24 protein-coding genes and 2 pseudogenes are annotated in these 23,020 nt (G+C 63.5%); 16 read left to right on the top strand and 10 right to left on the bottom strand.

Going from position 1 to position 23,020, the window contains the following annotated elements; genetic code table 11:
- Nucleotides 1-71: 71 nt before the first annotated feature.
- Entirely contained in the window at nucleotides 72-854 is a 783-nt protein-coding gene (locus tag AC0L3X_RS38820) for an SDR family NAD(P)-dependent oxidoreductase (protein ID WP_354100521.1), read from the bottom strand.
- 172 nt (nucleotides 855-1,026) lie between these two features.
- Here AC0L3X_RS38820 and AC0L3X_RS38815 point away from each other — a divergent pair, with 172 nt between their 5' ends.
- The 12 genes from AC0L3X_RS38815 to AC0L3X_RS38760 all read left to right on the top strand — a co-directional run bounded on the left by AC0L3X_RS38815 (nucleotide 1,027) and on the right by AC0L3X_RS38760 (nucleotide 11,625).
- The gene (locus tag AC0L3X_RS38815) at nucleotides 1,027-2,202 is read left to right on the top strand and encodes a zinc-dependent alcohol dehydrogenase (RefSeq protein WP_085399080.1); all 1,176 of its coding nucleotides are present in this window, start codon (nucleotides 1,027-1,029) and stop codon (nucleotides 2,200-2,202) included.
- Nucleotides 2,203-2,213: 11 nt separating this feature from the next.
- Entirely contained in the window at nucleotides 2,214-2,756 is a 543-nt protein-coding gene (locus AC0L3X_RS38810; protein ID WP_085399081.1) for a hypothetical protein, read from the top strand.
- Between the two features lie 28 nt (nucleotides 2,757-2,784).
- Nucleotides 2,785-4,389, top strand: a complete 1,605-nt coding sequence (locus AC0L3X_RS38805) for an alpha-amylase family glycosyl hydrolase (protein WP_354266999.1) — start codon at nucleotides 2,785-2,787, stop codon at nucleotides 4,387-4,389.
- 152 nt (nucleotides 4,390-4,541) lie between these two features.
- Nucleotides 4,542-4,721 carry a CsbD family protein gene (locus tag AC0L3X_RS38800; protein ID WP_354100519.1) on the top strand — a complete coding sequence of 60 codons (180 nt, stop codon included), beginning with the start codon at nucleotides 4,542-4,544 and terminating at the stop codon, nucleotides 4,719-4,721.
- Between the two features lie 324 nt (nucleotides 4,722-5,045).
- A complete protein-coding gene (locus tag AC0L3X_RS38795) occupies nucleotides 5,046-5,876 on the top strand; it encodes a DUF305 domain-containing protein (protein ID WP_354100518.1) in 831 nt (276 codons plus the stop codon).
- A gap of 63 nt (nucleotides 5,877-5,939) precedes the next feature.
- On the top strand, nucleotides 5,940-6,506 hold the full coding sequence (locus tag AC0L3X_RS38790; protein ID WP_354080612.1) for a c-type cytochrome: 567 nt from the start codon (nucleotides 5,940-5,942) through the stop codon (nucleotides 6,504-6,506).
- Between the two features lie 32 nt (nucleotides 6,507-6,538).
- Nucleotides 6,539-7,513, top strand: a complete 975-nt coding sequence (gene coxB / locus AC0L3X_RS38785; protein ID WP_354098857.1) for a cytochrome c oxidase subunit II — start codon at nucleotides 6,539-6,541, stop codon at nucleotides 7,511-7,513.
- Entirely contained in the window at nucleotides 7,510-9,423 is a 1,914-nt protein-coding gene (gene ctaD, locus AC0L3X_RS38780; protein ID WP_354098832.1) for a cytochrome c oxidase subunit I, read from the top strand. Before coxB ends, ctaD begins: the two co-directional genes overlap by 4 nt.
- The gene (locus AC0L3X_RS38775; RefSeq protein WP_354080616.1) at nucleotides 9,420-10,022 is read left to right on the top strand and encodes a cytochrome c oxidase subunit 3; all 603 of its coding nucleotides are present in this window, start codon (nucleotides 9,420-9,422) and stop codon (nucleotides 10,020-10,022) included. The genes ctaD and AC0L3X_RS38775 overlap by 4 nt, the downstream gene beginning before the upstream one ends.
- Complete coding sequence (locus AC0L3X_RS38770; RefSeq protein WP_354100517.1) at nucleotides 10,019-10,201, top strand: hypothetical protein; 183 nt, start codon at nucleotides 10,019-10,021, stop codon at nucleotides 10,199-10,201. Before AC0L3X_RS38775 ends, AC0L3X_RS38770 begins: the two co-directional genes overlap by 4 nt.
- A gap of 148 nt (nucleotides 10,202-10,349) precedes the next feature.
- A complete protein-coding gene (locus AC0L3X_RS38765) occupies nucleotides 10,350-11,234 on the top strand; it encodes a cytochrome c oxidase assembly protein (protein WP_085399089.1) in 885 nt (294 codons plus the stop codon).
- Nucleotides 11,215-11,625, top strand: coding sequence for a c-type cytochrome (locus AC0L3X_RS38760; RefSeq protein WP_085399090.1), 411 nt, complete (start codon nucleotides 11,215-11,217; stop codon nucleotides 11,623-11,625). Before AC0L3X_RS38765 ends, AC0L3X_RS38760 begins: the two co-directional genes overlap by 20 nt.
- Nucleotides 11,626-11,632: 7 nt before the next feature.
- Here AC0L3X_RS38760 and AC0L3X_RS38755 read toward each other — a convergent pair whose 3' ends face one another.
- Genes AC0L3X_RS38755 through AC0L3X_RS38745 form a run of 3 tightly spaced genes read right to left on the bottom strand, consistent with a single transcriptional unit; the run spans nucleotide 11,633 to nucleotide 15,543 of the window.
- Nucleotides 11,633-12,547, bottom strand: a complete 915-nt coding sequence (locus AC0L3X_RS38755; RefSeq protein ID WP_354098833.1) for a c-type cytochrome — start codon at nucleotides 12,545-12,547, stop codon at nucleotides 11,633-11,635.
- 25 nt (nucleotides 12,548-12,572) lie between these two features.
- Nucleotides 12,573-13,181 (bottom strand): cysteine hydrolase family protein, encoded by a 609-nt coding sequence (locus tag AC0L3X_RS38750; protein ID WP_085399092.1) that lies wholly within the window; start codon nucleotides 13,179-13,181, stop codon nucleotides 12,573-12,575.
- 40 nt (nucleotides 13,182-13,221) lie between these two features.
- Nucleotides 13,222-15,543, bottom strand: a complete 2,322-nt coding sequence (locus AC0L3X_RS38745; RefSeq protein WP_456679770.1) for an FdhF/YdeP family oxidoreductase — start codon at nucleotides 15,541-15,543, stop codon at nucleotides 13,222-13,224.
- 176 nt (nucleotides 15,544-15,719) lie between these two features.
- On the opposite strand from AC0L3X_RS38745, the gene fdhD reads away from it, so the two are divergent.
- Entirely contained in the window at nucleotides 15,720-16,514 is a 795-nt protein-coding gene (gene fdhD, locus AC0L3X_RS38740; RefSeq protein WP_201266130.1) for a formate dehydrogenase accessory sulfurtransferase FdhD, read from the top strand.
- Between the two features lie 294 nt (nucleotides 16,515-16,808).
- On the opposite strand, the pseudogene AC0L3X_RS38735 reads toward fdhD, so the two are convergent.
- The 4 genes and pseudogenes from AC0L3X_RS38735 to AC0L3X_RS38720 all read right to left on the bottom strand — a co-directional run.
- Nucleotides 16,809-17,014, bottom strand: a pseudogene (locus tag AC0L3X_RS38735) (DNA polymerase/3'-5' exonuclease PolX); the annotation flags it as partial.
- A 61-nt stretch (nucleotides 17,015-17,075) separates the two neighbouring features.
- On the bottom strand, nucleotides 17,076-17,594 hold the full coding sequence (locus AC0L3X_RS38730; protein ID WP_354100516.1) for an inorganic diphosphatase: 519 nt from the start codon (nucleotides 17,592-17,594) through the stop codon (nucleotides 17,076-17,078).
- A gap of 2 nt (nucleotides 17,595-17,596) precedes the next feature.
- On the bottom strand, nucleotides 17,597-18,730 hold the full coding sequence (locus AC0L3X_RS38725; RefSeq protein ID WP_473317300.1) for a YihY/virulence factor BrkB family protein: 1,134 nt from the start codon (nucleotides 18,728-18,730) through the stop codon (nucleotides 17,597-17,599).
- A gap of 347 nt (nucleotides 18,731-19,077) precedes the next feature.
- Nucleotides 19,078-20,481 (bottom strand): TAXI family TRAP transporter solute-binding subunit, encoded by a 1,404-nt coding sequence (locus tag AC0L3X_RS38720; RefSeq protein ID WP_354100514.1) that lies wholly within the window; start codon nucleotides 20,479-20,481, stop codon nucleotides 19,078-19,080.
- Between the two features lie 13 nt (nucleotides 20,482-20,494).
- On the opposite strand from AC0L3X_RS38720, the gene AC0L3X_RS38715 reads away from it, so the two are divergent.
- The 3 genes from AC0L3X_RS38715 to AC0L3X_RS38705 all read left to right on the top strand — a co-directional run bounded on the left by AC0L3X_RS38715 (nucleotide 20,495) and on the right by AC0L3X_RS38705 (nucleotide 21,552).
- Nucleotides 20,495-20,707 (top strand): hypothetical protein, encoded by a 213-nt coding sequence (locus AC0L3X_RS38715; RefSeq protein ID WP_354100513.1) that lies wholly within the window; start codon nucleotides 20,495-20,497, stop codon nucleotides 20,705-20,707.
- Complete coding sequence (locus tag AC0L3X_RS38710; protein WP_473317298.1) at nucleotides 20,704-21,045, top strand: DUF1236 domain-containing protein; 342 nt, start codon at nucleotides 20,704-20,706, stop codon at nucleotides 21,043-21,045. Before AC0L3X_RS38715 ends, AC0L3X_RS38710 begins: the two co-directional genes overlap by 4 nt.
- A gap of 93 nt (nucleotides 21,046-21,138) precedes the next feature.
- Nucleotides 21,139-21,552 (top strand): hypothetical protein, encoded by a 414-nt coding sequence (locus AC0L3X_RS38705; protein ID WP_354100512.1) that lies wholly within the window; start codon nucleotides 21,139-21,141, stop codon nucleotides 21,550-21,552.
- A 767-nt stretch (nucleotides 21,553-22,319) separates the two neighbouring features.
- Here the strand turns inward: AC0L3X_RS38705 and AC0L3X_RS38700 are convergent.
- Both AC0L3X_RS38700 and AC0L3X_RS38695 read right to left on the bottom strand, forming a co-directional pair.
- Nucleotides 22,320-22,466 (bottom strand): hypothetical protein, encoded by a 147-nt coding sequence (locus AC0L3X_RS38700; RefSeq protein WP_161495759.1) that lies wholly within the window; start codon nucleotides 22,464-22,466, stop codon nucleotides 22,320-22,322.
- Between the two features lie 402 nt (nucleotides 22,467-22,868).
- Nucleotides 22,869-23,020 (bottom strand): annotated as a pseudogene (locus tag AC0L3X_RS38695) (nitronate monooxygenase); the annotation flags it as partial.

Below are 23,020 nucleotides of genomic sequence, written 5' to 3'. Positions count from 1 at the left end.
CGACTCCAAGTCAGCCACCCCACCTGGGCAAGGCTTAGCAGGACGACCCAGATATGTAACAAGATGCACCGCTACGACTTCGCCGTGCCAGGCTCTGCCATCTTGCGATGTTGCCTGGCCAGCATCTCGTTCGGCGTGACGTTGGCGACCGTGGTTTGGATCCTGTTCTTCAGCCCTGTGACGATATCGGAATCCCCGCGCAGCATCGCATCAAAGCCGGCCTTGGCGACGTCGTAGGCGCCGTCCTTCGGCTCGGTGCCGACCTTGGTGTCCATCATCTCGGCGCGGCGGAAGAACTCGGTCTCGGTGGCGCCCGGCATCAGGCAGGTGACCGTGACGCCGCTGTCGCGCAGCTCTTCGCGCAGCGCGAACGAGAACGAGTCCAGAAATGCCTTGCTGGCGTTATAGGCCGCCTGGAAACTGCCGGGCGTGAAGCCGGCGATCGAGCCGGTGATCAGGATACGTCCGGCATTGCGGCGGAACATTTCATTGCCGACGCGGTGGATCAGATACAGCGTGCCGGTGATGTTGGTGTCGATAAGGTGTTTCACCCTGGCAAAATCCTGGTCGAGGAATGCCTTGCCGAGGCCGATGCCGGCATTGGCAAGGAGAGCGTCGATCGGCCGGTCTCCGATCGCGGCGCAGAGCTTGTCGACGCCTTCCGTGGTAGCGAGATCGGCCTCGACTGGCTCTACGCTGCCGCCGAGCCTGCGCAGATCGACGGCCACCCGCTCGATAGCGGGCTCGTCCGCGGCGATGACGAGATTGAAACCGGCCTGGGCGCAGCAACTTGCGAGCTCCAAGCCGATACCGGTGGAAGCGCCGGTGACGACGGCGAGTTGGTTGGCGGGCATGAGTGCGTCCTCGCTTGAGCTGATCACGCCCAACCCCTGTCTTACTCTCTCGTTCCTATTTGCATTGCTTTTCGCGCGAACCGGTGCAGCGCGAAGAATTTGCGCGCGGCGATAGCAACTATCGTTCATCTCTTGACTTAGATGCCAACTGGTTCAGCCCGGAGGACGGAAGATGAAGGCGCTGGTTTGGCACGGCAAGGAGGACGTCCGCTGCGACACCGTCACCGATCCGGAGATCCAGGACCCGCGCGATGCCATCATCAAGGTCACGAGCTGCGCCATCTGCGGCTCCGACCTGCACCTGTTTCACAACTTCATTCCGGGCATGCTTCCGGGCGACATCATGGGCCACGAGACCATGGGCGAAGTCGTCGAGGTCGGCCCGGGCGTCGACGGCAAGCTAAAGAAGGGCGACCGCATCGTCGTGCCTTTCACGATCATTTGCGGCGAATGCGACCAGTGCAAGCGCGGCAATTTTTCGGTTTGCGAGACCACCAACCGCAACCGCCATCTGGCCGACAAGGTGTTCGGGCACACGACAGCAGGCCTGTTCGGCTACACGCACCTGACCGGCGGCTATCCCGGCGGCCAGGCCGAATATCTGCGCGTGCCCTTTGCCGGCGCCACCCATATCAAGGTGCCTGCCGGCATTCCCGACGAGCAATTGCTGTTTCTCAGCGACATCTTCCCGACCGGCTGGCAGGCTGCCGTGCAATGCGACATCGAGCCGACTGACACGGTCGCGATCTGGGGCTGCGGTCCCGTGGGACAGATGGCAATCCGCAGCGCCATCCTGCTCGGCGCCAATCAGGTGATCGCGATCGACTGTTTGCCCGAGCGGCTCAGCATGGCCGAGGCTGGCGGCGCCACCACCATCAACTTCGAGAACGAAAGCGTTCTGGAGCGGCTCAAGGAGCTTACCGACGGCAAAGGGCCTGAAAAATGTATCGATTGCGTCGGGATGGAATCCCATGTGATGGCTTCCCTGCCCGACACTCTGCTCGACCGCGCCAAACAGATGGTGATGGTGGAGAGCGACCGGCCGCACGTGCTGCGTGAGATGATCTATGTCTGCCGGCCCGGCGGCATCATCTCGGTGCCGGGCGTGTACAGCGGGTTCTCCGACATGCTTCCGATGGGCGCGTTCATGAACAAGGGCCTGACGATGCGTACCGGCCAGACCCACGTCAACCGCTGGACCGACGACCTGCTCCGCCGGATCGAAGAGGGCGAGATCGACCCGTCCTTCGTCATCACCCACACCGTCCCGCTCAGCCAAGGCCCCGAGATGTACCAGGTGTTTCGCGACAAACGCGACTCCTGCGTCAAGGTTGTGCTGAGGCCCTGAGGAGTAAGACCATGTTTCATTTCTCCAATATCGTGCGTACCAAGGGCGACCCGAAGATCGTCGCGGGCGGGCCGAGCCTGAAGCGGCCCGAAGACCAGCTCGCGCGCGCGTTGGGCTGGTTCAGCATCGGTCTTGGCATTGTGGAATTGTTCGCGCCGCGGCGCGTTACCGAAACGCTGGGCATGGAAGGTCGTGAGACGCTGGTCCGTGCCTTCGGCGCGCGGGAGATTATGACCGGGATCATGTCGCTCTCGGTCGACAAGAACGCCGGCCTGTGGGCTCGTGTCGGCGGCGACGGCCTCGATGCCGCCGCGCTGCTCTCCGGCCTGACAGCGGACAATCCCCGGAAGGGGAACGTCGCACTGGCGCTGCTGATGGTCGGCGGCATCGCCGTGCTCGACTACCGCGCCGCGCAGGACACCAAGCCGCGGCGGCCGCCGCGCGATGCAAGGCGCAGGCTCTATCCGACCCGCAGCGGTTTCCCCAAGGGCATTGAGAGCGCGAGAATTGCGGCAAAGCAGATCGCAGCGCACGCCAAGACGGGAAGGACCTGAGGAAGCACGACGGGGGTGAAGCAGGGCAATGAGCGTCGAGGCACGTGACGAAGGAGCGTGGTGGGAAACCGCGGTCATCTACGAAATCGCACTGATCTCGTTCCAGGATTCGAACGGCGACGGCAAGGGCGACCTCGCCGGGCTGATGTCTCGCATCGACTACCTGAAATGGCTTGGCGTCGACGCCGTGTGGCTGACTCCCATCTACAGGAGCCCCTTCCGCGACCTCGGCTACGACATCTCCGACTATTGTTCGATCGATCTCGTCTTTGGCAGCCTCGATGAGTTCGACGACCTCCTGAAGGCGCTGCACGCGGCGAATATTCGCCTGATCCTCGACCTCGTGCCCAATCACACCGCGAACGACCACAAGTGGTTCGTCGATAGTTCGAGCTCACCGAACAGCGCCAAAGCCGATTGGTACATCTGGGCCGATGCGGCCGAGAATGGCGGTCCGCCCAACAACTGGCTGAGCCGCTTCGGCGGCAGCGCCTGGGAATGGTGCGAGGCGCGGCGGCAATATTATTATCATTCCTTCCTGGTCGAGCAGCCCGACCTGAACTGGCGCAGCCCGCAAGTGCGCGCCGCGCTCGCCGATGTCATGCGCTTCTGGCTCGACCGCGGCGTCGACGGCTTTCGCGTCGATGCCAGCGCAGTTTTGATCAAGGACGAACTTCTGCGCGACAACCCGCCCAACCCAAACGCTGAGGGCAAACCGCCGCCGCAGCGTCAGACGCCCGTGTTTACCGACGACCGGCCGCAGACGATGGGCTGCATCGAATTCATCCGCGAGGTGATGGACAGCTATCCGGGACGGATGTTGTGCGGTGAAGTCCAAGGCAAGACCGACCGGATCGGGCACTTTTACGGCAACGACCGCCCGCGCCTGCATTTGCCGCTCAATTTCGCGCTGCTCGACTCGCTTTGGGACGCACTGTCGCTGCAGGCAACCATCGATGCGTATTTCAACGCCATCCCGGAACATGCCTGGCCGGCGTGGGTGATCGGCGGCCACGACAAGCGGCGGATCGCGAGCAAGATCGGCGAAGCGCAGATGCGCGTGCTGGCGATGCTGCTGATGACGCTGCGGGGAACGCCGTTCTTCTTCGCGGGCGACGAGATCGGCCGCAAGCGCGTTCCTATTCCCCGCGACCGCATCCGCGATCCCTTCGAGAAGCTAGTTCCAGACCATGGCCTCTGCCGCGATCCCGAACGCGCGCCGATGCGATGGGATGACAGCACCAACGGCGGATTCACCACCGGCAATCCATGGCTGCCGCTGGAGCCGCCCGAGGGTGCCGCCAACGTGGCGGAGCAGCAACGCGACGAACGTTCGATCCTGGCCCTGTTTCGCGCATTGATGGCGCTGCGTCGTGAGCATTCGTGCCTGCACTCGGGCGGTTATGAGCCGCTTCGATCGCAGAACGACGTTCTTACCTACAGGCGGATCGATCAGCGGAACGACATTCTTGTCGCGCTCAACATCGCCGCCGAGCCGCGGAAATGGCGCTGGCAATGCCATGGTCGTTTGCTGATATCGACTCATTTGGACCGGCCACCTGAATCGTTACCGGACGCATCCGTCCTGCTTCGCGGCAATGAAGGCGTGATCGTCGCGCTCGCGCCGCGGTGAGGGTGCAGGAAGGGAACCATTCGCGCGTCAGAGAGTCTCATCAACGCTTCCGGCGTCCCCCCTGCTGCCGGAAGCTTGTTGAACGAAACCGTGGCTCCGGCGCTCATTCACCCCTTGGGCGCCGGGTAGCGGCGAGAGGTTGGAGGCGGACCATGAGCAAGACGAAGGACCTGGGGCAGCGGATCACCGGCAAGGCGAAACAGGCCGTCGGCGAGATCGTCGGGGATCAGGATCTCCACGAGGAAGGCAAGGAGCAAGCGGAGCCCGGCCGTGACGAACAGGGCAAGCCCGGCGAGTTCAATCCGTTGAAGAAACTCAACCAGCTGACGTGAACGCCGCCGCGCCGTCAACCATTTTCAATGCACGCCCCGCTGATGATGGCCCCTCGCGTCGGCGCTCGCGCTGGATCGCCGCTGCCGAACTCGGCCTTATCAGCAGCTCCTTCTCCACGGTCGTCAGCCAGCTCTTCGCCGCCCGCATCGGCCGCGATGCCGCGGTCGACTGGATGACCGGTCGCCGCCATTCCCGCGCGCGATTGGGCGCTCGGTCCGGAGCCGCCGTGGAGCGCAATCATCACAGGGATCGCCTTCCACCAATGGGCGGACTTTTCCTGGGCGGTCTTCTTCTTCGGCGTGCTCGGACGCTGGACCGCGGATTTGCGCCCGTCCGCGATTCTGGTGCTCGCCCTCCCCTGGGCCGTATTCTCTTCGAGTATGGAATGGTTCGTGCTGGTGCCGCTGTTTCCGTTCTGGCAGCCGCTGTTCACACTGCTGCAGCCCTACTGGATTGGGCTGCTCGTCCACGGCTCCTCGGCGGTGATGTATCCCCTGTTTGCGCGGCTGCGCTGGAGGCGAGGCGCGGCACCCGCGCGCGATGTTCGCTTCACCAACGCCTGGATCACGGCAGCACTGGCCGTGATCGCGCTGCTTGGCGCGGTCGCGCTGTTCGGTAGCCACGGTTACGAGCCGCCATGGATGGGGCGAGACCGGGATGCGGACCAGACTTACATCCGTCATATGACCGCGCATCATGCCCAGGGCATCGAACTGGCACGGATCGCCGCGGAGCGCGGACAGGATCCGCATCTGCGAAAGCTCGCGATGCTGATGGTCGCGAGCCAGGCCGGCGAGAACCGGATTTTGGAGACCTGGTGGCTGAGCTGGTTCGACAGCGAGATGCCCGATTGCAGCACGGACGAACGTGCGACCATGCCGGGCTTCTTGACACTGGTCGAGATGCGGCAGGTCAAGGCGGCGCCGGCCGACCAGTTCGACTCGATGTTTATCGATGCGATGAGCAGGCATCACGCCGGCGCCGTCAGGATGGCCGACCAGATGTGGCATGACCACGGAGACCTGCGCCTGCGCATCATGGCTCATGCCATTCGTCACGAGCAACAGGGCGAGATCGCGCTCATGCATGGCGCGAGCGGCTTTGCCGCCGTCGCCACGGCCTTTCGCAACATGTTGAGCGACAACGTCAATTGAACGCGGGGAACCTAGGTTCGACGAGCCGATTGACGATCACAGTTCCTGAACTCAAGCGATCAGATGAAGCGGATGCGCATCGTTCTCCTTGGTCTTGCAGCCGCCTTGGCGGGATGCCAGCGGGAAGAGCGGCAGTTGCGGCTCGACCCGCCGATTGCCAATGCGCTCGACAAGGTCGCGCTGATGCCGAACCGCATCGGCGGCGCGCCGCCGGAGGTCTATTTCGCGCTCGACAAGCCCTATGAGACCAACGCCTACAATCTCAGCCAAGGCAAGCGGCTCTATTCGTGGTTCGGCTGCAAGAGCTGCCATGGCGACGGCCAGGGCGGCAGCGGCCCTGGCTTCCTCGACGGCTGGTGGTACTACGGTCCCGAGACGGTCTCGATCTTCGCCTCGATCCGAGATGGGCGGCCGCACGGCATGCCCCCCTTCGGGGACAAGATGACCACGGATCAAATCTGGCAGCTTGCGGGCTATGTGCAGACCATCGGCTCTTATGAAGGCAAGACCGCCGCGCCGAGCCGCAACGACGAGAAGCAGACACGGCCATCCGAAAACCGCGCACCGGCAAAGCTGCTGTTCGACGAAGGCCCTTCGCCCGTCCATCCGGACCAAGGACCGACACCGTGATCCGCGCGATCGGCAAAGCCGGTTTGAGCGCGATGCTCGCCGCGCCGCTGGCAGCCTGCGGCGGCAACTGGCAATCCGCGCTCGACGTCCACGGTGCCCCCGCGAACAGCCTCAAGCATCTTATCATCATGATCGTCGCGATCTGCTCCGTGGTCTGGATGTTGGTTATGGTCGCACTGATCGCCGCGTTGTGGCACAGCCGCGACGACCGGCCCGCCGGACCGGCGCGCGGGAACGAGCGGCGGATAACCATCGCGGTGATCGGCGCCGTCGTCGCAACGGTCCTGATCATCAGCACGTTCACCATCATGAGCTTCGTCGCGACACGCGCGCTCGCGGTCGCCGGGGAAGACCATCTGACGATCCGGGTGCGCGGCCTGCAATGGTGGTGGGGCCTCGAATATATCGGCCCCGATCCGTCCAACAGGTTCGAGACCGCCAACGAGATCCACATTCCCGTCGGCCGCAACGTGCGCCTCAAGCTCGAGGGCCTCGACGTGATCCATTCGTTCTGGGTGCCGAGTCTCGGCGGCAAGCAGGATCTCGTTCCCGGTCGCTCCAACGAGCTCACCATCCGCGCCGAGCACGCCGGCGTCTATCGCGGCCAGTGCGCGGAATTCTGCGGCATGCAGCACGCCCATATGGCGCTGCTGGTCATTGCCGAACCGCAGGAGGATTTCGACAAATGGGAGAGTGCGCAGCGGCAGGCGGCAATCCAGCCGGCCGAAGCAGATATCGCCTCTGGCTTGCAGACTTTCCTGGCAAAACCCTGCGCGGCCTGCCACACGGTGCGCGGCACCGCGGCGGCGGGTAAAACCGGGCCGGACCTTACCCATGTCGGCAGCCGCCGCACCATCGCAGCCGGCCTGTTCGAAACCACGCGCGGCTCGCTCGCGGCTTGGATCGCCGATCCCCAGACCATCAAGCCCGGCAACAACATGCCGATGGTGCCGCTGACGCCTGACGAGCTGCGCGCGGTGTCCGCATATCTGGCGAGCCTGAAATGAAACATCCCACCACGGCGTTCGATACGGGAGACATCGATCTCCAGCGCGCGCGTTTGACCGGTGCGCTAGAGGAGACGTGGAAAACGCCATCCGGATTCTGGGGCGCGTTTGCAACCGTCGATCACAAGATCATCGGCCGCCGCTACATCTTCACGGCCTTCGTCTTCCTTGCCCTCGGCGGCGTGCTGGCCGCCCTGATGCGAATCCAGCTCGCGCAGCCGGAGGCGCGCCTGCTCGGTCCCGACCGTTACAACCAGATCTTCACCATGCACGGCGCCAACATGATGTTCCTTTTCGCCGTGCCCGTGATGGAAGCGGTCGCGGTCTATCTCGTTCCGCTGATGGTCGGCACCCGCAACATCGCCTTTCCGCGTCTGAACGCCTTTTCCTACTGGATTTATCTCGCCGGCGGCGCACTGCTCTGGAGCGCTTTCGCTCTCGACATGGGGCCGGATGTCGGTTGGTTCGCCTATGTTCCGCTGTCCGGCCCGCAATATGCCGCCGGCAAGCGCGCCGACATCTGGGCGCAGATGATCACGTTCACTGAGGTGTCCGCGCTCGCCATCGCGGTCGAGCTGGTGGTCACGATCTTCAAACAGCGCGCGCCCGGCATGACGCTCGACCGCATTCCGGTGTTCGTCTGGGCAATGCTGGTGACGTCCTTTCTCGTGATCATGGCGATGCCTGCAATCATGGTTGCCAGCACCAGCCTGATCCTCGACCGTCTCGTCGGCACGCATTTCTTCAATCCGGCCGAGGGGGGCGACGTGCTGCTCTGGCAGCATCTGTTCTGGTTCTTCGGCCATCCCGAGGTGTACATCATCTTCCTACCTGCAGCCGGCATGGTCTCGACCATGCTCGAACCCTTCGCACGGCGACGGGCCTTCGGCTATCTCGGCCTCGTGATGGCGCTGATCGCGACCGGCATCCTCGCCTTCGGCCTGTGGGTGCATCACATGTTCGTGGCGGGCCTGCCACGGCTCGGCGACAGCTTTTTCACGGCGTCCAGCATGGCCATCGCGATTCCCGCCGGCATCCAAATGTTCTGCTGGCTGGCGACGCTGTGGGACGGGCGGCCGGTGTTCAAGACACCCCTGCTGTTCATCATCGGCTTTATCGTCACCTTCGTGATAGGCGGTTTGACCGGCGTGATGGTCGCCTCGGTGCCGTTCGACACCCAGGTGCACGACACCTATTTCGTCGTCGCGCATTTCCACTACGTGCTGATCGGCGGCGCCGTGTTTCCTCTGCTCGGCGCTATCCACTATTGGTTTCCCAAGCTGACGGGACGCATGATGAGCGAGGCGCTGGGGCGATGGTCGTTCTGGTTGATCATCGTCGGCTTCAACGCGACCTTCTTTCCGATGCATATCCTCGGGCTGGAGGGCATGCCGCGCCGCATCTACACCTACCAGCCCGACCTGCCATGGCACGGGCTCAACCTTTTCGTCAGCCTGAGCGCGGTGGTTCTCACCGCAGGCTTCCTGCTCTTCTTCATCAATGTGCTTTGCAGTGCGCGCTTCGGAGAGGTTGCGCCCGACAACCCCTGGGACGCAGCCACGCTGGAATGGGCAACGACATCGCCGCCGCCAAGCTACAATTTCGCGATGATCCCGGTTGTCGGCAGCCTGCACCCGCTGTGGGAGAACCGCGACATGCTTGCGGTGGCTGACGGCCTGCGCACCGATCGCCGCGAACTGGTCGTGACCTCGCTCGCGACCGCGGAACCGCAGGCGCGCGAGTCCTCCCCGCAACATTCGATCTGGCCGCTCTGGGCGGCGATTGCGACCACGGTCATGCTGATCTGGTCGATCTTCTCGCCCTGGGCCGTAGTCTGGGGATCGATCCCCGTTGCGATAGCACTGAGCGGCTGGTTCTGGCCCAAGGGCACGCCGGAGGACGAAGCATGAGGGAAAGGATCGTCCTCGATCTCGGCAAATTGCCATTGCATGGCATGGGCGCAGCGAGCCTCACCTGGTGGGGCACGCTCGCCTTCATGCTGATCGAAGGCACCGGCTTCGCCCTCGCCATCGCCGTCTATTTGTATCTGATGAGCCTGGCGACGGTCTGGCCGATCAATGCACCGCCGCCCGGTCTGCTGCCGGGCACGCTGGTGACGTTAATCCTTCTGGTCAGCTTGGTGCCGAATATCCTTGTCTCGCACTGGGCCGAGCGGCAGGACCTGCGCAAGGTGCGGATTGGGATGGTGATCATGTCGATCCTCGGCATCGCTCCGCTGATCGTGCGCATCTTCGAATTCCCCGCCCTCAAGGTGAGCTGGGACAGCAACGCCTACGGCTCGGTGGTGTGGATCCTGCTCGGCCTCCACACCACCCACATCATCACCGATCTCGTTGACACCCTGGTGCTGGCCGCACTGATGTTCACGCGGCACGGTCCGAACTCGAGGCGGTTCGGCGATGTCCAGGATAACGCCATGTATTGGAACTTTGTCGTCGCGACCTGGCTTCCGATCTATGGCTGCATTTATTGGCTGGCACGGCTATGAGCACATCAAAGCTCCTGACCAAGCTCTCAATCTGGGCAGGTCTCTGGTTCGCGCCGCTGATCTGGGCTGCCAACATGCAGCTTGGACAGATCCTGCCGTATGCTGATTGCCGCTCGCAGCTCCACATTTCCGCCATCACGTCATTCGTCGGTACAGCGCTCGCCTCTCGGCAGGTTTGACCTCATGGTTGTTTCCGCGCCAGACGGCTGGCAATGCCGAGCTTCGGTCGGCCAATGCCGACTTCGGCGCCGGCGTGAGCGCACTCTCCGCAACGATCTTCACTTTCGCGCTGCTGATGCAGGGCGTCGCATCCCTGGTGCTGACCGGATGCGAAAGATAGCCCTCGCCACGATCGCTCTGTGCGCGCCCCGCGCAGCCTGCGCGCATGGGTCGGCGGCTGATACGGCGGTGCCGAACTGGACGTTCGATCCGTGGATCGTGCTACCGCTCGCGGTCTTTGGCCTCATGTACGGCATCGGCATTCTGGTGCTGGCCCGGAAAGGCCGCAGATACATGTGGCGAGATGTCGTCTGCGGTGCGGGCTGGCTGGCGCTGGCCGCCGCGCTGGTGTCGCCACTGCACTGGCTTGGAGAACGTCTCCTCTCGTTCCACATGATCGAGCACGAGATCCTGATGGCCGTCGCCGCACCGCTGCTTACAATCGCACCGCCGGTCGGACCATTGCTATGGGCCTTGCCGCGACGCATGCGCCTGGCGATTGGCCAAGCGATGCGGCATCCGCTCACCACGCGGCTCTGGACCTCGCTGAGCGCGGGCCGCAACGCGACGCTCCTGCACGGGGTCGCGATCTGGGCCTGGCACGCCCCGGCCCTGTTCGATGCTGCCGTCGAGAATGCCTTCCTGCACCGGGCGCAGCATCTGAGCTTTTTCCTCACCGCGATCCTGTTCTGGTGGTCGGTATTCCGACGCAGCGAGACCGGCGCCGCCGCTTGGCACGTGTTCGTGACGATGCTACACACCAGCATCCTCGGCGCGCTGATGGCACTGGCGCCGCACCTGCTCTACCGGCAGCAATCGGACGCCGTGGCGGCGTGGGGCCTGACGCCGCTCGAGGACCAGCAACTGGCCGGAATCATCATGTGGGTACCGGCGGGAACGATCTATGCCGGCGCCGCGCTCGCGCTGATCGCGCTCTGGATCCGGCGAGCCGGTCAACGCAGGGAGCAGCCCGATGCCCTTCACATGCTCTAGACGGACAGCTGTCGCGATTGGAGCGGCGGGTCTCCTCGTCGTCGCGGCGGGTGCGGCAGGCTTCGCCCGGAGTGAGCGTCAGCAAAATGAAGCGGTCGCCCGCGCCATGACCGGGGGCGATCCGACCCGTGCGCCGGCGTTGGTCCGCCGCTACGGTTGCGCCGGGTGCCACGCGATCCCCGGCATTCCCGGCGGCGACGGTCAGGTCGGCGCTTCGCTCGCCGATCTCAGGTCGCGCGTATACATCGCCGGCGTTGCGACCAATGCGCCCGACAATCTGGTCCAGTGGATCGTTGCGCCGCAAACCTTTTCGCCCCGCACCGCGATGCCCGCCACCGGCATCACCGAATCCGAGGCGCGGGACATCGCGGCCTATCTCTATGCGCAATGAGCATATTTCAGGGGTTCGGCGTCGGCCGGGATGGCAACGATTTCACGAAGGCCGCAATGGCCTCGCGATCGCTCTCGGGCAGCATGGCCGTGTTCGTGACCACGTCGGCCATCGACGAGCCGACCCTGGCGTGCTTTGGCGTAGTCCCTGTCTTCAGCATCTCCGCCAACTGCGGCTCCGACCAGTCGCCAAGGCGCGCTGCCGTGATGTTGGGATAGAAGCCGGCACCGACAGGATCCTGTCCGCCGGCATAGCGCGTACTCGCCTTGATGCCGCCGAACATGTCACGGGACGAATGGCACTCCGCGCAATGAGCGAGCGCCTCGCTCAGATAACGACCGCGATTCCATCTTTCATCATGCGCCGGATCGGCCGCAATCGGACCCGGCTTGAAATAGAGAATCTTCCAGAACCCGACGAAGCGGCGAATCCCGAAGACCAGGTTGAGCTCGTGTTCCGGCGGACGCCCCTTCACGGCGGGCAGCGTTCGCAAATAGGCCATCAGATCCTGCACATCCTCATGACGCATATGCGCGAAGCTGCCGTAGGGAAAAGCCGGGTAATAGTGACGCCCGTCCGGGGATACGCCACGCAGGAGCGCATTGGCGAGATCCTTCGCTGTCCAATTCCCGATACCGTCGGCCAGATCCGGCGAAATATTCGGCGCCCGAAACGTTCCGTAAGGCGACGCAAGAGCGAGCCCGCCACCAAGATGCAAGCGATCGGACTGGCCCGGCGAGGCATGGCAGGAGGCACAATCACCCGCCGCAAACACTAGCTTGCCCCGCACCGCATCGCCGCTGTCGGACACGGCCTGCGCTTCCGCCGAGGCAAATCGCGCCGGCGCAGTAATGAACCACACGCCGGCAACGGCCACGCATAAACCGATAATTCCCGACACTAACCAAAGACGCCCGCGCATCCGCTTTTCGTATCCCGTTCGCCCCCTACTCCCGCCAGAACTCCGTCAGCTCTTCCGCGGTCATCAGGTCGACCTGGCCGTGAAAGCGAGTGCGGTACATCGTCATGAGCGCATCGTGGCCGACGTCGGACGAGCTGCATAGCGCATCCTCGACGATCACGACCCGAAAGCCGAGGTCGACGGCGCTCAGGACCGTCGAGAGCACGCAGACGTCCGTCTCCGCGCCCGTGATCACGACCGTGCCGACGTTCTTCTCGATCAGCAGGCCGGCGAGCCCGGGATTGCTGAATGCGGAATAGGCCGGCTTGTTGATGACGGCGGCGGGCGGAACGAACCGGCTCAAGGCGGGTACGAGCTCGAGAGCGGATGGCGAAAGATGCTTTCGGGTCGCCTGCCGCCAGCGACGAAAATAGCTCTGCCAATGTCCCGGGCGATCTTCCGGGGCCTGCGGCGTGATGAATCGCGTGAAGATCGTTCTGGCCTGATGGCGCGAAACTATCGAGGCGATGGTCGGCAGGACGCGTTCCATCCAGGGCGTCGCCCACAAGCCGCCGGGAGCGAAAATGTTCTGCATGTCGACGCACAAGTGAACGGCCTCGTTGATGTCGACAGTTTCCGACGCGCTGTCTCTCATCGTCCTGCACCCCGGGCCAAGTGGGTATCCACCACGGCGTTCACGATGCCGTAATCGGAGCCTCTCCGCCCTCGAGGATCTCAGGCGGGATGTCCTTGAACAGGCGAACCGAAACGGATTTTGCCGCAGGGACCTTGCTGCCCTCCGCGTGATGCCAAAGCGGAATGAGCACATTGCACTCGGGATAGTAGGCCGCGATGCTTCTGCGGGGGATGCCGTAGGGGACAACCTGGAGCTCGCTCAAGCTGCGCTCGACGCCATCGCCCGCCTCCGTCACCAGCGTGACGGTGTCTCCCGATTTCAGTCCGTCTACCTCCATGTCCGCGGGGTTCATGAAGACGACATAACGGCTGCCCTCAATGCCGCGAAAGCGATCGTCTTCGGTGTAGATCGTCGTATTGAACTGCCCGTCGGCGCGCAGTGTCATCAACTCGTAGACGCCGTCCGTTTCGCGGGGCGGCGCGAAAGCCGATTTTGGAACGGTGAAGTTCGCCTTGCCGTTCGGCGTCTTCCACTTCCGCTCGCGCGCCCCGAGCGGCCGTGGAAAACCGCCGGGTTGGAACATGCGCGTGTTGAAGTCCTTGAACTGGTCGGGATAGGTGCGCTCGATGGCATCGCGAATCCGCGAATAGTCGGCGATCCAGGCGTCCCAGTCGATCCTGGGATTGGGCTTCAACGTCGCCTTTGCCAGAGCGGCAACGATTGCCGGCTCGGACAGCAGATGTTCGGCCACAGGCTTGCGCTGGCCGCGCGAGCCGTGAATGCAGGCAGTGGAATCCTCCATCGACACCGCCTGCTCGCCGCTGGCCTGCCGGTCGATCTCGATCCGGCCCAGGCACGGCAGCAGATAGGTAACCTCACCCGGCACGAGGTGGCTGCGATTGAGCTTGGTCGCGATTTGCACTGACAGGCGCAGGCCGGACCACGCGGGCTCCATCAAGGACCGCTCGGGAACTGCCCGCAGGAAATTGCCACCCAGGCTGACGAAGCCGCGAACGTCGCCCTTCAGGATGCCCTCGCAGGCATCAACCGTGGACAGTCCCTCCCATCGCGGCGGCTCGAAGCCGTAGAGCTCGGCAAGCTTGTCGAGCGGCACGAGCTTGGTTTTCTCGGAGATGCCGACCGTGCGCTGGCCCTGGACGTTGGAGTGGCCCCGGATCGGCGAGATACCGGCCCCGGGTTTGCCGATGTTGCCGCGGAGCAGCAGCAAATTGACGATCATCTTGTTGGTCTCGACGCCGTGCTTGTGCTGGGTGATGCCCATGCCATAATTCGCGATCACAGCCTTCGCGGCCATGTAGGTGTTCGCGGCTTCGCGCATCGCGCCCCGTGAAAGTCCTGACGCCCGCTCGACCTCGTTCCAATCCTGCGCGCGGCAGAAGGCGGCAAATTCCTCGAAGCCTGCCGTATGCTGCCGAATGAACTCGACGTCGATGACCCGCGGATTGCCATCCGCCCGCGCGAGATCGTCCGCCTCGATCACCCATTTGCAAATCCCAGTGATCGCCGCCGCGTCGCCGCCCACCCGCACCTGATAGTATTGCGAGCTGATGCGCGTGCCGCCAGCGATCATCTGAACCGGATTTTGTGGATTGACGAACCGCTCCAGCCCGCGCTCGCGCAGCGGATTGAAGGTCACGATCGGCACGCCGCGCTGCGCCGCCTCCTGGAGCGGATGCAGCATGCGCGGTGCGTTGGTGGTGGTGTTGTGGCCGAAGAAGAGGATGCAGTCCGTGGTCTCGAAATCTTCCAGCAACACGGTGCCGACCGGGACCCCGATCACTTCCGGGAGCGCCACCGAGGTCGTTTCGTGGCACATGTTCGAGCTATCGGGGAAATTGTTGGTGCCGTACATGCGGCCGAATAATTGATACATGTAGCTCGTTTCGAGCGAGGCACGGCCGGACGTGTACATCACGACCGAACGGGGATCGAGCCGGTTCAGCTCCGCGCCGATGTCCCGGAAGGCCTCGTCCCAGCCGACCGGCCGATATTTGTCGCTTGCCCGGTCGTAACGCATCGGCGTCGTCAGGCGCCCCTGCTCTTCCAGTCGATGATCGGACCAGTCTCGCAATTCCGCCAGAGTATGTTGCACGAAAAATTCCGGCGTCACGGTCTTGCTCGTGATTTCCCAGGCGGTCGCCTTGGCGCCGTTCTCGCAGAATTCAAACGGACGCGGCTTGGCCGGCTTAGCCCAGGAGCAGCTCACGCACATGTATCCATTGGGCTTGTTCTGCTTGAGCAGAATCTCGCTGCCGAGGATCGCGATCTCTTCCTGCGTAAGAATGCTGGTGACTGCCTTCAGCGAACCCCAGCCCCCGGCTGGACCATCATAGTTTTCAACTTTTGCCTTTTGCCTCATGGCGGGCCTCATCTCCGCAAGCTCGCCTTGAGAACCGGGGAGGTGATTGCAAGTTCCTGCACGTTCGGAACCTTGCCGCGACTCGCGCGTCGATAGATCGTCGTAGGACAAACATCATGCACGGCTCTCACTTCCCTAGCCGCGATTGCTCACCTGGACCGACGGCCTCGGTCAGGATGCCGAAGCTCACGTCGAGCTGTATGCGGGGCGAGCGCGTGGTGGCCGAGGAATGTCCCGTCGCCCTCGTCTACGACGGAACGACCGTCGCGGTTCTGATGGCCACGCCTGCCGATCTGACCGACCTCGCCCTCGGTTTCAGCCTGACCGAAGGAATCATCCAGGACATCGGCGAGATAGAGGAGCTTACGGTCGTTCCGGGCCCCCACGGCATCGAACTGCGCATATGGCTGCGGCCGAAAGCCGGACGCCGGCTGAAGGAACGGCAGCGGCAATTGGTCGGGCCGACCGGATGCGGCCTGTGCGGGATCGAGAGCCTTCGCGAAGCCCGCCGCATCGTTCGTCCTGTCGTGCGGCAGATCCGCCTCAGGCCCGGAGAGATCGGCGCCGCCGTTGACACCATGGCCGCGTCACAAGCCCTCAACCAGCAGACGCGCGCCACCCACGCGGCGGGTTTCTTCGTACCAGGCGGCAGCAACATGACCGTGCGTGAGGATGTCGGCCGACACAATGCGCTCGACAAGCTTGCTGGTGCCCTCGCAATGGAGGGGACGCCGGGACGCACGGGCGCCATCATCCTCACCAGCCGGGTCTCGGTCGAGTTGGCGCAGAAGACCGCGGCGATCGGCGCCGGCTTCATCGTCGCGATCTCGGCTCCGACCGCGCTGGCAATACGCACAGCCGACGCCAGCGGAATCACGCTCATCGGCATAGCGCGGGGCGGCGAATTCGAGGTCTTCAGCCATCCGATCGGACTCGTCTTCGACGACGAACCTAACCCGATGCCGCCATAGCAGCGGCAGTCCGCGTTTGACAATTGCGGCGAGGCACAGCCCACTGTTGAACGGCCTCAGCATTGTGCGCCGGCAGGAAAATTCGCTCCAACTCGGTGAGCGTGCGGTCAGGACGATGACGGGATGTAGAGTGATTCTGCTTCAAAACGTGCCAAGCCGGCGAACCCACCATCGAGCGTTCTTTTATAGCAGGGCGGACGTCGCCGGCGCTCTGCAGCGCCGGCTTGTGGCATCGGTCCGCTTCCAGGCCGGTTTGAAGCGGCAGTTGCTCTCGTCGGCGGAAACGGGCACGGCCGGGATTTCCTTGCGGAGCTTCTCCAAGCTGGGATGGATTCCGGTGCGGTGGAGCTTGGTGATGATGTCCGCGATCGCCTCGCCCATGCCGGGATCTCGCTGAGACGGCCTTCTTCGATCAGCCAGTCCAAGGGGACAGCAAGCGCAGCCAGGCTGTCGGCCGCACGCGAGTAGGCCTTCGCCCGGTAAGGATTGCCGCCGCGCAGCGGTGCACTTATTCGCGAAGCAGCTGGCGACTTCGGGTGTATCGGCCTTGGCCATGGCTCGCTACCTCACGGAGAGCCGCTTGATCGTCTTGATCGCTTGGCCGGGCCCACGCCAGCCCAGAAAGTCGATCTGCTTGTCTTCAAGCGCGTTGGTGGCCCGGAAGAACTGCTCCAGTTCCTCACGCGCTCGTCCTGGAAGATTGCGGACATCCTCCAAATCGGTTTCCAAGGGGGAACGCTCGGGGACTGCGAACACGCGATCGTTACGTTCCTTCTTGCCCTTGCTTTTCTGTTCGACCTCGAGAATGCCGACGGGCCTGCAGCGCAGGACGACGCCGGGAAAGGTCTGGGCATCATGGATGATCAGAACGTCGAGCGGATCGCCGTCCTCGGCTTTGGTCGAGGGAATGAAGCCCCAGTCGTAGGGATAGGCGAGACCGGTCATCAACGGCTTCGCCAGCGCGAACACTTTCAGGTCCGGATCGAATTCCAGCTTGCAGGTGCTTCCGCGCGATGTTTCGACGACGGCATGAATGTGTTCATCGTCGGCCCAGGTGGGAAGCTTGAGCAAGTTCGTCATGGTCATACGCCCTTGGTCGCTGCGACCGTATCTGCCATTCGGGTGCCCCGGGCACCAAGTGGCTCCGGCGCGCCGGTCGTCGTGTCGCGCGCCGTTTGGTGCTCCATCTCGGCGTTCAGCTCCGCTCCCAGCAGGATCACGATGGCCGAGATCCAAAGCCATGTCATGAAGCCTATCGCCGCACCAAGCGACCCGTAGGTTTGGTTGAAAGTGCCGAAGTTGGCCGCATAGAAGGAGAAAAGCGCGGAGGCAACTAGCCAAAGCAGCGTGGCCACGATGCTGCCCCATGTGAGCCATCTCCAACGCGGGGCCTCGCGACTGGGCCCGAAGCGGTAGACTGATGCCAAGGCGAGCGCAACTGCAACGAATAGAACTGGCCATCTCGCCCAGCGAACGACGAGCTCGGCGATGTTGGACAACCACATGTAGTTGAGGATGACGGGTACGGCCACGACCGCACCGAGGGCGATCAGGACGAACGCGATGGCGGCGAGCGTGAACGACAGCGAAATCGCGTTGAGCTTCACGAAGCCTCGCGTTTCCTGCTCGCCATAGACAATGTTTAGGGTGTCAAACAACGCCTTCATCGCGGCATTCGCGCTCCACAGCGAAATCAGAAGCCCCACCAGGAAGGTCAATCCAAGCGTTCGGTCGCCCTTCGTGGCTACCCGCGTGAGCTGCTCGCGCGCGATTTCGATGGCGCCACCTGGGACGAAGCCGGAGATATCGTCGAGATGCTTGGCTATGCTGCCCGGGTCAGAAAAGAAGCCGTAAATCGCGACGAGAGCGGCAAGCGCGGGAAAGATCGCGAGAATGCTGTAGTAGGTCATGCCGGCGGCCAGAGCCAAAATCCGGTGCCTGCCGATGTTGCTGTAGACGCGCAGCAGGATGTCCTTCCAGCCTTTCGCCGGAATCTCGCTGGGCGATGTGGCGTGTCGGCCGTGGTCTCCGCTTTCCATGGCCAAGCCGGCCGCCGAGGCGTCGCCCTTTTCTTGGGGCGGCATCGGCGACGCGTCGTCACTCGGGGGCGCACCACGGTCGATCACGAACGCCACTGCCAGCAGGCCGAAGGCCGCGGCGATACTCCAAGCGCTCAAATTCGATTCTTCCCGGCGCACGTTCTCGACCCTGGCCATGAACTCCTCCAGGAAATCCAACGGTGGTTATCAAGGAGGAGTTCCAATGGAGCTGAGAACCTTGGTCGGCTCCGCAGCACGGCTCAGCGGGAGCAACATCCGGACGCGAATCCCAGCGGCCCGCACGCTGGAGGAGGTTAGCTCCTGATGATCAAGCGGAAGTTTTACGATAAATCAGATCATTGCTGTTCACCCAACGCCGAACCCGTTCCAGCAGTCGGTTTTTCTGAGTCCTTCGACGCTAAAATTGACGGTGGCGATAACGAAGATCCAAACACGCGCCGTTTGATTCTCCGACCTGAGAAGGCGAAGCCAAGACGTTCCACGAGGCAGTCCTGCGGGGGCGCCTACCGGCGAGAGGCAAGGATTGGACCCGGAGATTTTGCTTGATCGGCGGGGCCGCTCTGCAGCGCCGCTCGCCGTTCGGCGACGGCATGATCGAACAGTTCAAGGACCAGTCCGAATGCGGCCAGGTCATCTTGTTCGATCGCTCCATCATCGTAGCACTTCAGGGTTTCGCCGATGATCGCGTCGACTTCCTGTTGCGATGTCAGAAGGTCCTGTTCGGACCCGGCATCGCGAAGCTCCGAGACCACGGCGAGAATCCGGTTGCGATGGCTGGTGGTGTCGGCCCGCTCGTCCCGGTTCAGATAGCGACGCAGCCAGGCGGCGGCCGAACCGATCCCGGAAAGAAGAAGCAAGGCGAACCAGAAGTAGTCGCCGTACTTGTCCAGAAAGGTCCGCTCGGTCCCGTTGATGACCGCTGCGGCGCCCCGGTGCACGGAGGGCTCGGCCTCCTTCTCCGTCTCGGGCTTCGTGATGTGCGCGGCGCCGGCGACACGTTGCGTGATCGTGTCGCGGACAGCGAAAAGCTGCCGGTAGAAGGCCGCCGCCTTGGCTTCTGAAAGTTTTTTTCTGGCCAGGATGAGATGGTTGACGCTGATGGTGTCGACCTTGTCCTCCGGCCAGGCCGGTTTCGCGTTGAAGACACTGCCCGGAATTTCCTCGGCTTCGTAGCGGGCGTTCTTCAGAGCGATCGCCTCGGATGCTTCGAGCGGAAGAAACTTCGGAGCTCCGCGCGATCGCGAAGTCGCGGCGATCGCGGCGGCAGTGATCTTGCTGTCGAGCGGACCGACGGCGAGATAGGCATCGAGGGTGGCGTCTTGCGCAAGTTTTTCGATTTCTTCGGTCCCGAATTGGACCGTCGCTACCTTGTCCGGCTCCACTCCGGAGCCCACCAGAATGGTCCGTAGCAGTGCGAGGTTGGCTCCGGTCCGTCCTATGATGCCAACCTTGCGACCCGCCAGATCGGCGATCTCTCCGATCCTGCCGGTGGCCTTCTTCTTGGAGTCTTTGCCCGGTCGCCCGGAGGGCGACCACAGGACGACGTAGTTCTTGCGCAGGACGGCCAGTGTCTGCGCGTCGGCAGGCATGCCAAGGTCGCCGCGACCGATTGCCAGGTCGGCTTTGCCAGCGCCCAGCAGAGCCATGGATTCGGCCGCTCCTTCCGTCGTGATCGGGGAGAGCCTGACCATCCTGCTTTCTTCTCCGAAAGCCTCGGCCATCGCTTGGACCACCTGATGATCGTCGCTGCCTGCGGGTCCGACGGCGATCCGGAGGGTCTCGGGCTGCAAGACGTAGAAGAGCGCGGCCGCAGCGGCGCCGAAAACAACAAATCCCAAAGCCAGCACGATCAATAGCCGTCGTTGGCGTCGATCGTGAGCACTCCTGACTGGATCCGAAGATGACATCAGCAGACCCTACATGAACGAACGCCTGCTTGGGAGCTACAACTGCGCCGCCGATAACTTGGGCGAACCAGTGTCTGGCCGGAATGTTCCGTCGCGCGAGAACGAGTTCGCGAAGGGCCCGGATTCGACTGCAAAAGAATACTTCTTCGGGCGCCCATGGGGGGACCTTGCCATCATTCGAAGGTTCTCGACGCTGCCGCATATGCCGGCGAGGAGAAAAACATGAACAAGCTTCTACTGACCGCGATGGCGGCGATGATCTCGACCGGCGCGATGGCGCAGTCCACGGTGGTCACCACCACAGGCACCGGCCATGCCGCTGCCGTTCAGATCGAGCCCGAATACCGCACCAAGATCCGTACCTACGTCACCGAACACAACATCCGTCCGATACAGAGCCGCGAGAAGATCGTCGTCGGTTCACTGGTGCCGCGCGATGTCGAGCTCGAGGCAGTGCCCGCGGAATGGGGCCCCTCGCTCACCAAGTACCGCTGCGTCTACTCGGGCGAACGCGTGATGCTGGTCGACCCGTCGACGCGCACCGTGGTCCAGGAAGTGGATTAAGCGAATCGGGGCGCGTCGCCTGAAAGCGGCCTGCCCCGCTCAACGTCCGGCACCAGCCGCAAACGCGATCCTTCATTCCGAGAACGGCGGTCCATGCCGATCATCCGATATTTCGTATTCGTAGGCGGGCTTCTGCTGACGCTGCTCTTTGCCGCGGACCGGTACCTGCCGGCCCCGACCGAGCGCGAAGGCGCGACCGATCCCGACAGGACGACCATCCGGATCAGCTCGGCGAGAAGTCTTCCGGAGAAGATCGTCTTCGACATGCGTCCGCGCGCCGACGCCCCGAAGGTCGTGCAGGCCGAGCAGATGCCCGACGAACCGCAGCAGCCGCTGCGGGAGGCGATGGCCGCCCTCCCTGCGGCGCCTCCTTCCGAGATCAAGAAGCAGACCCAGTCCCGGGCGGAGCCGCGCCCGCATGTCAAGCGACTGACGAGGATGTCGAGAAGAACTCCCGAACGTCGGCTGGCCTTCGAACGGCACGACCCGTTCTTCGGCGACTGGTGAGCGGATGGCCGGCCCCAATGAAAAGGCCGCGCCTTCGGGTGCGCGGCCTTGGTTGCGTTCGGATGGACTAGTTTCACCAGTGGTGGTGGCGATGCCAGCGGTGCCGCACGACCGGATAGGATCCGCGGTAAAAGGCGTAGGCGGGACGCACAGCGCGGCGATAACGGTGGCCGTAGGATACGGGCGCCGTGTAGTAGGTCGTGGTGTAGCCGCCGCCCCAGCGATAGGGTTCGTCGTAGCCATAGTCGTAGGCGGAAGGACCGCCATACGACCACCACTACCGTGGTAGGCGACGGCGTCTACAAGACCAAGACTGAAGCTGAGTCCGCCGTGAAGACCACCAAGGTCTGCACCGCCGAGGGCGAAAGCGGCGAGGGCGCCGCACACGATCAGCTAAGAAGTGCACGGGGCTTGTCACAGATGTTCCAGTTGGGGACGAGGAAGGCGGCCAGCTCCTCCGGCCGGCTATCACGTCAAACAGGTCGATGAAGGGGCGCATCCGCGCGGGGTGAAAGGACGCTCCTGACGGGGCGCGAGCGATCAGGAGTTCAGGAACCTGCAGGATGCCGCTCTATCCGACAGCGACGGACATTGCTATAAGGCTCGCGCTGACCATGCTGGCCGGTCGACGCGCGATTTCAGGAACAATCGCGGGCGCCCGACGACCACAAGACTGCGGAATTTGTGTTCAAGTGGGGTGGCGACGGCCAGAGCCCGCCAGTTGCCGCCTCTCAATATCCTGCAACTCGTCGAACGCAAGTTCGAGATCACATCCTTCGAGCTGACGACCGACAATGGACGTTGAGCACCGCGCTACGCAGTGCCACGGTCAGCGCCAGCAAGGGCAGCAGAGCGAGCCAGGCTCCGACGAGCGCAATCGGTGGGAGCGCGTTGCGCTCGTTCAGGCTGTTCATCCGAATCTGCAGCGGCCAACTGTGCACCCGGACGACGGGTGAGGGTAACCTGTTCGAGCTGCGAAGCGGTGAACGCTGCCTGTGCTGGTCAATGAGCGCGGCGGTCCGACCCATGGCTTTCGCGCGGGGTCGCTTTGTAGAGGGCACGTGCGAACACTGGATCGGCAAATTGCGCACTCTGGGTCTCCGAGGATGCCCGGAACGAACATGCGCGGCCGATGATGGTTCCAAGGGACAGCGGCCACCCGGAAAGGATTGTCAGCCCTCTGATCTTTACCAGCCGCAAGCGCTCGAGAGTATAGGACGATGCGAGGCAGCCAATCGGACCTCGCCGATATCCGGAACGCTGTTCACCTCTGCACGGAGATACAGAATCTTTGCGCCCGGCCGGCTCTGGGAAACCGCGCGCTGCAGCAGGATCATGTTGGGAATATCGTCCTCGCCGGGTGGCCGCCGCACTCAAAACCGTCGACGCTGACGGCGTCGCAACCGATGCGCTCGGCCCTCAGAGAATGGCGCGGCCTAATGCCCCCGCGCCGGCGCGCCGAGGTCGA

The organism is Bradyrhizobium sp. MI1.7, assembly GCF_055811795.1.
Note: the sequence above shows the minus strand (reverse complement) of the source record. Positions and strands in the feature narration are given on the sequence as shown.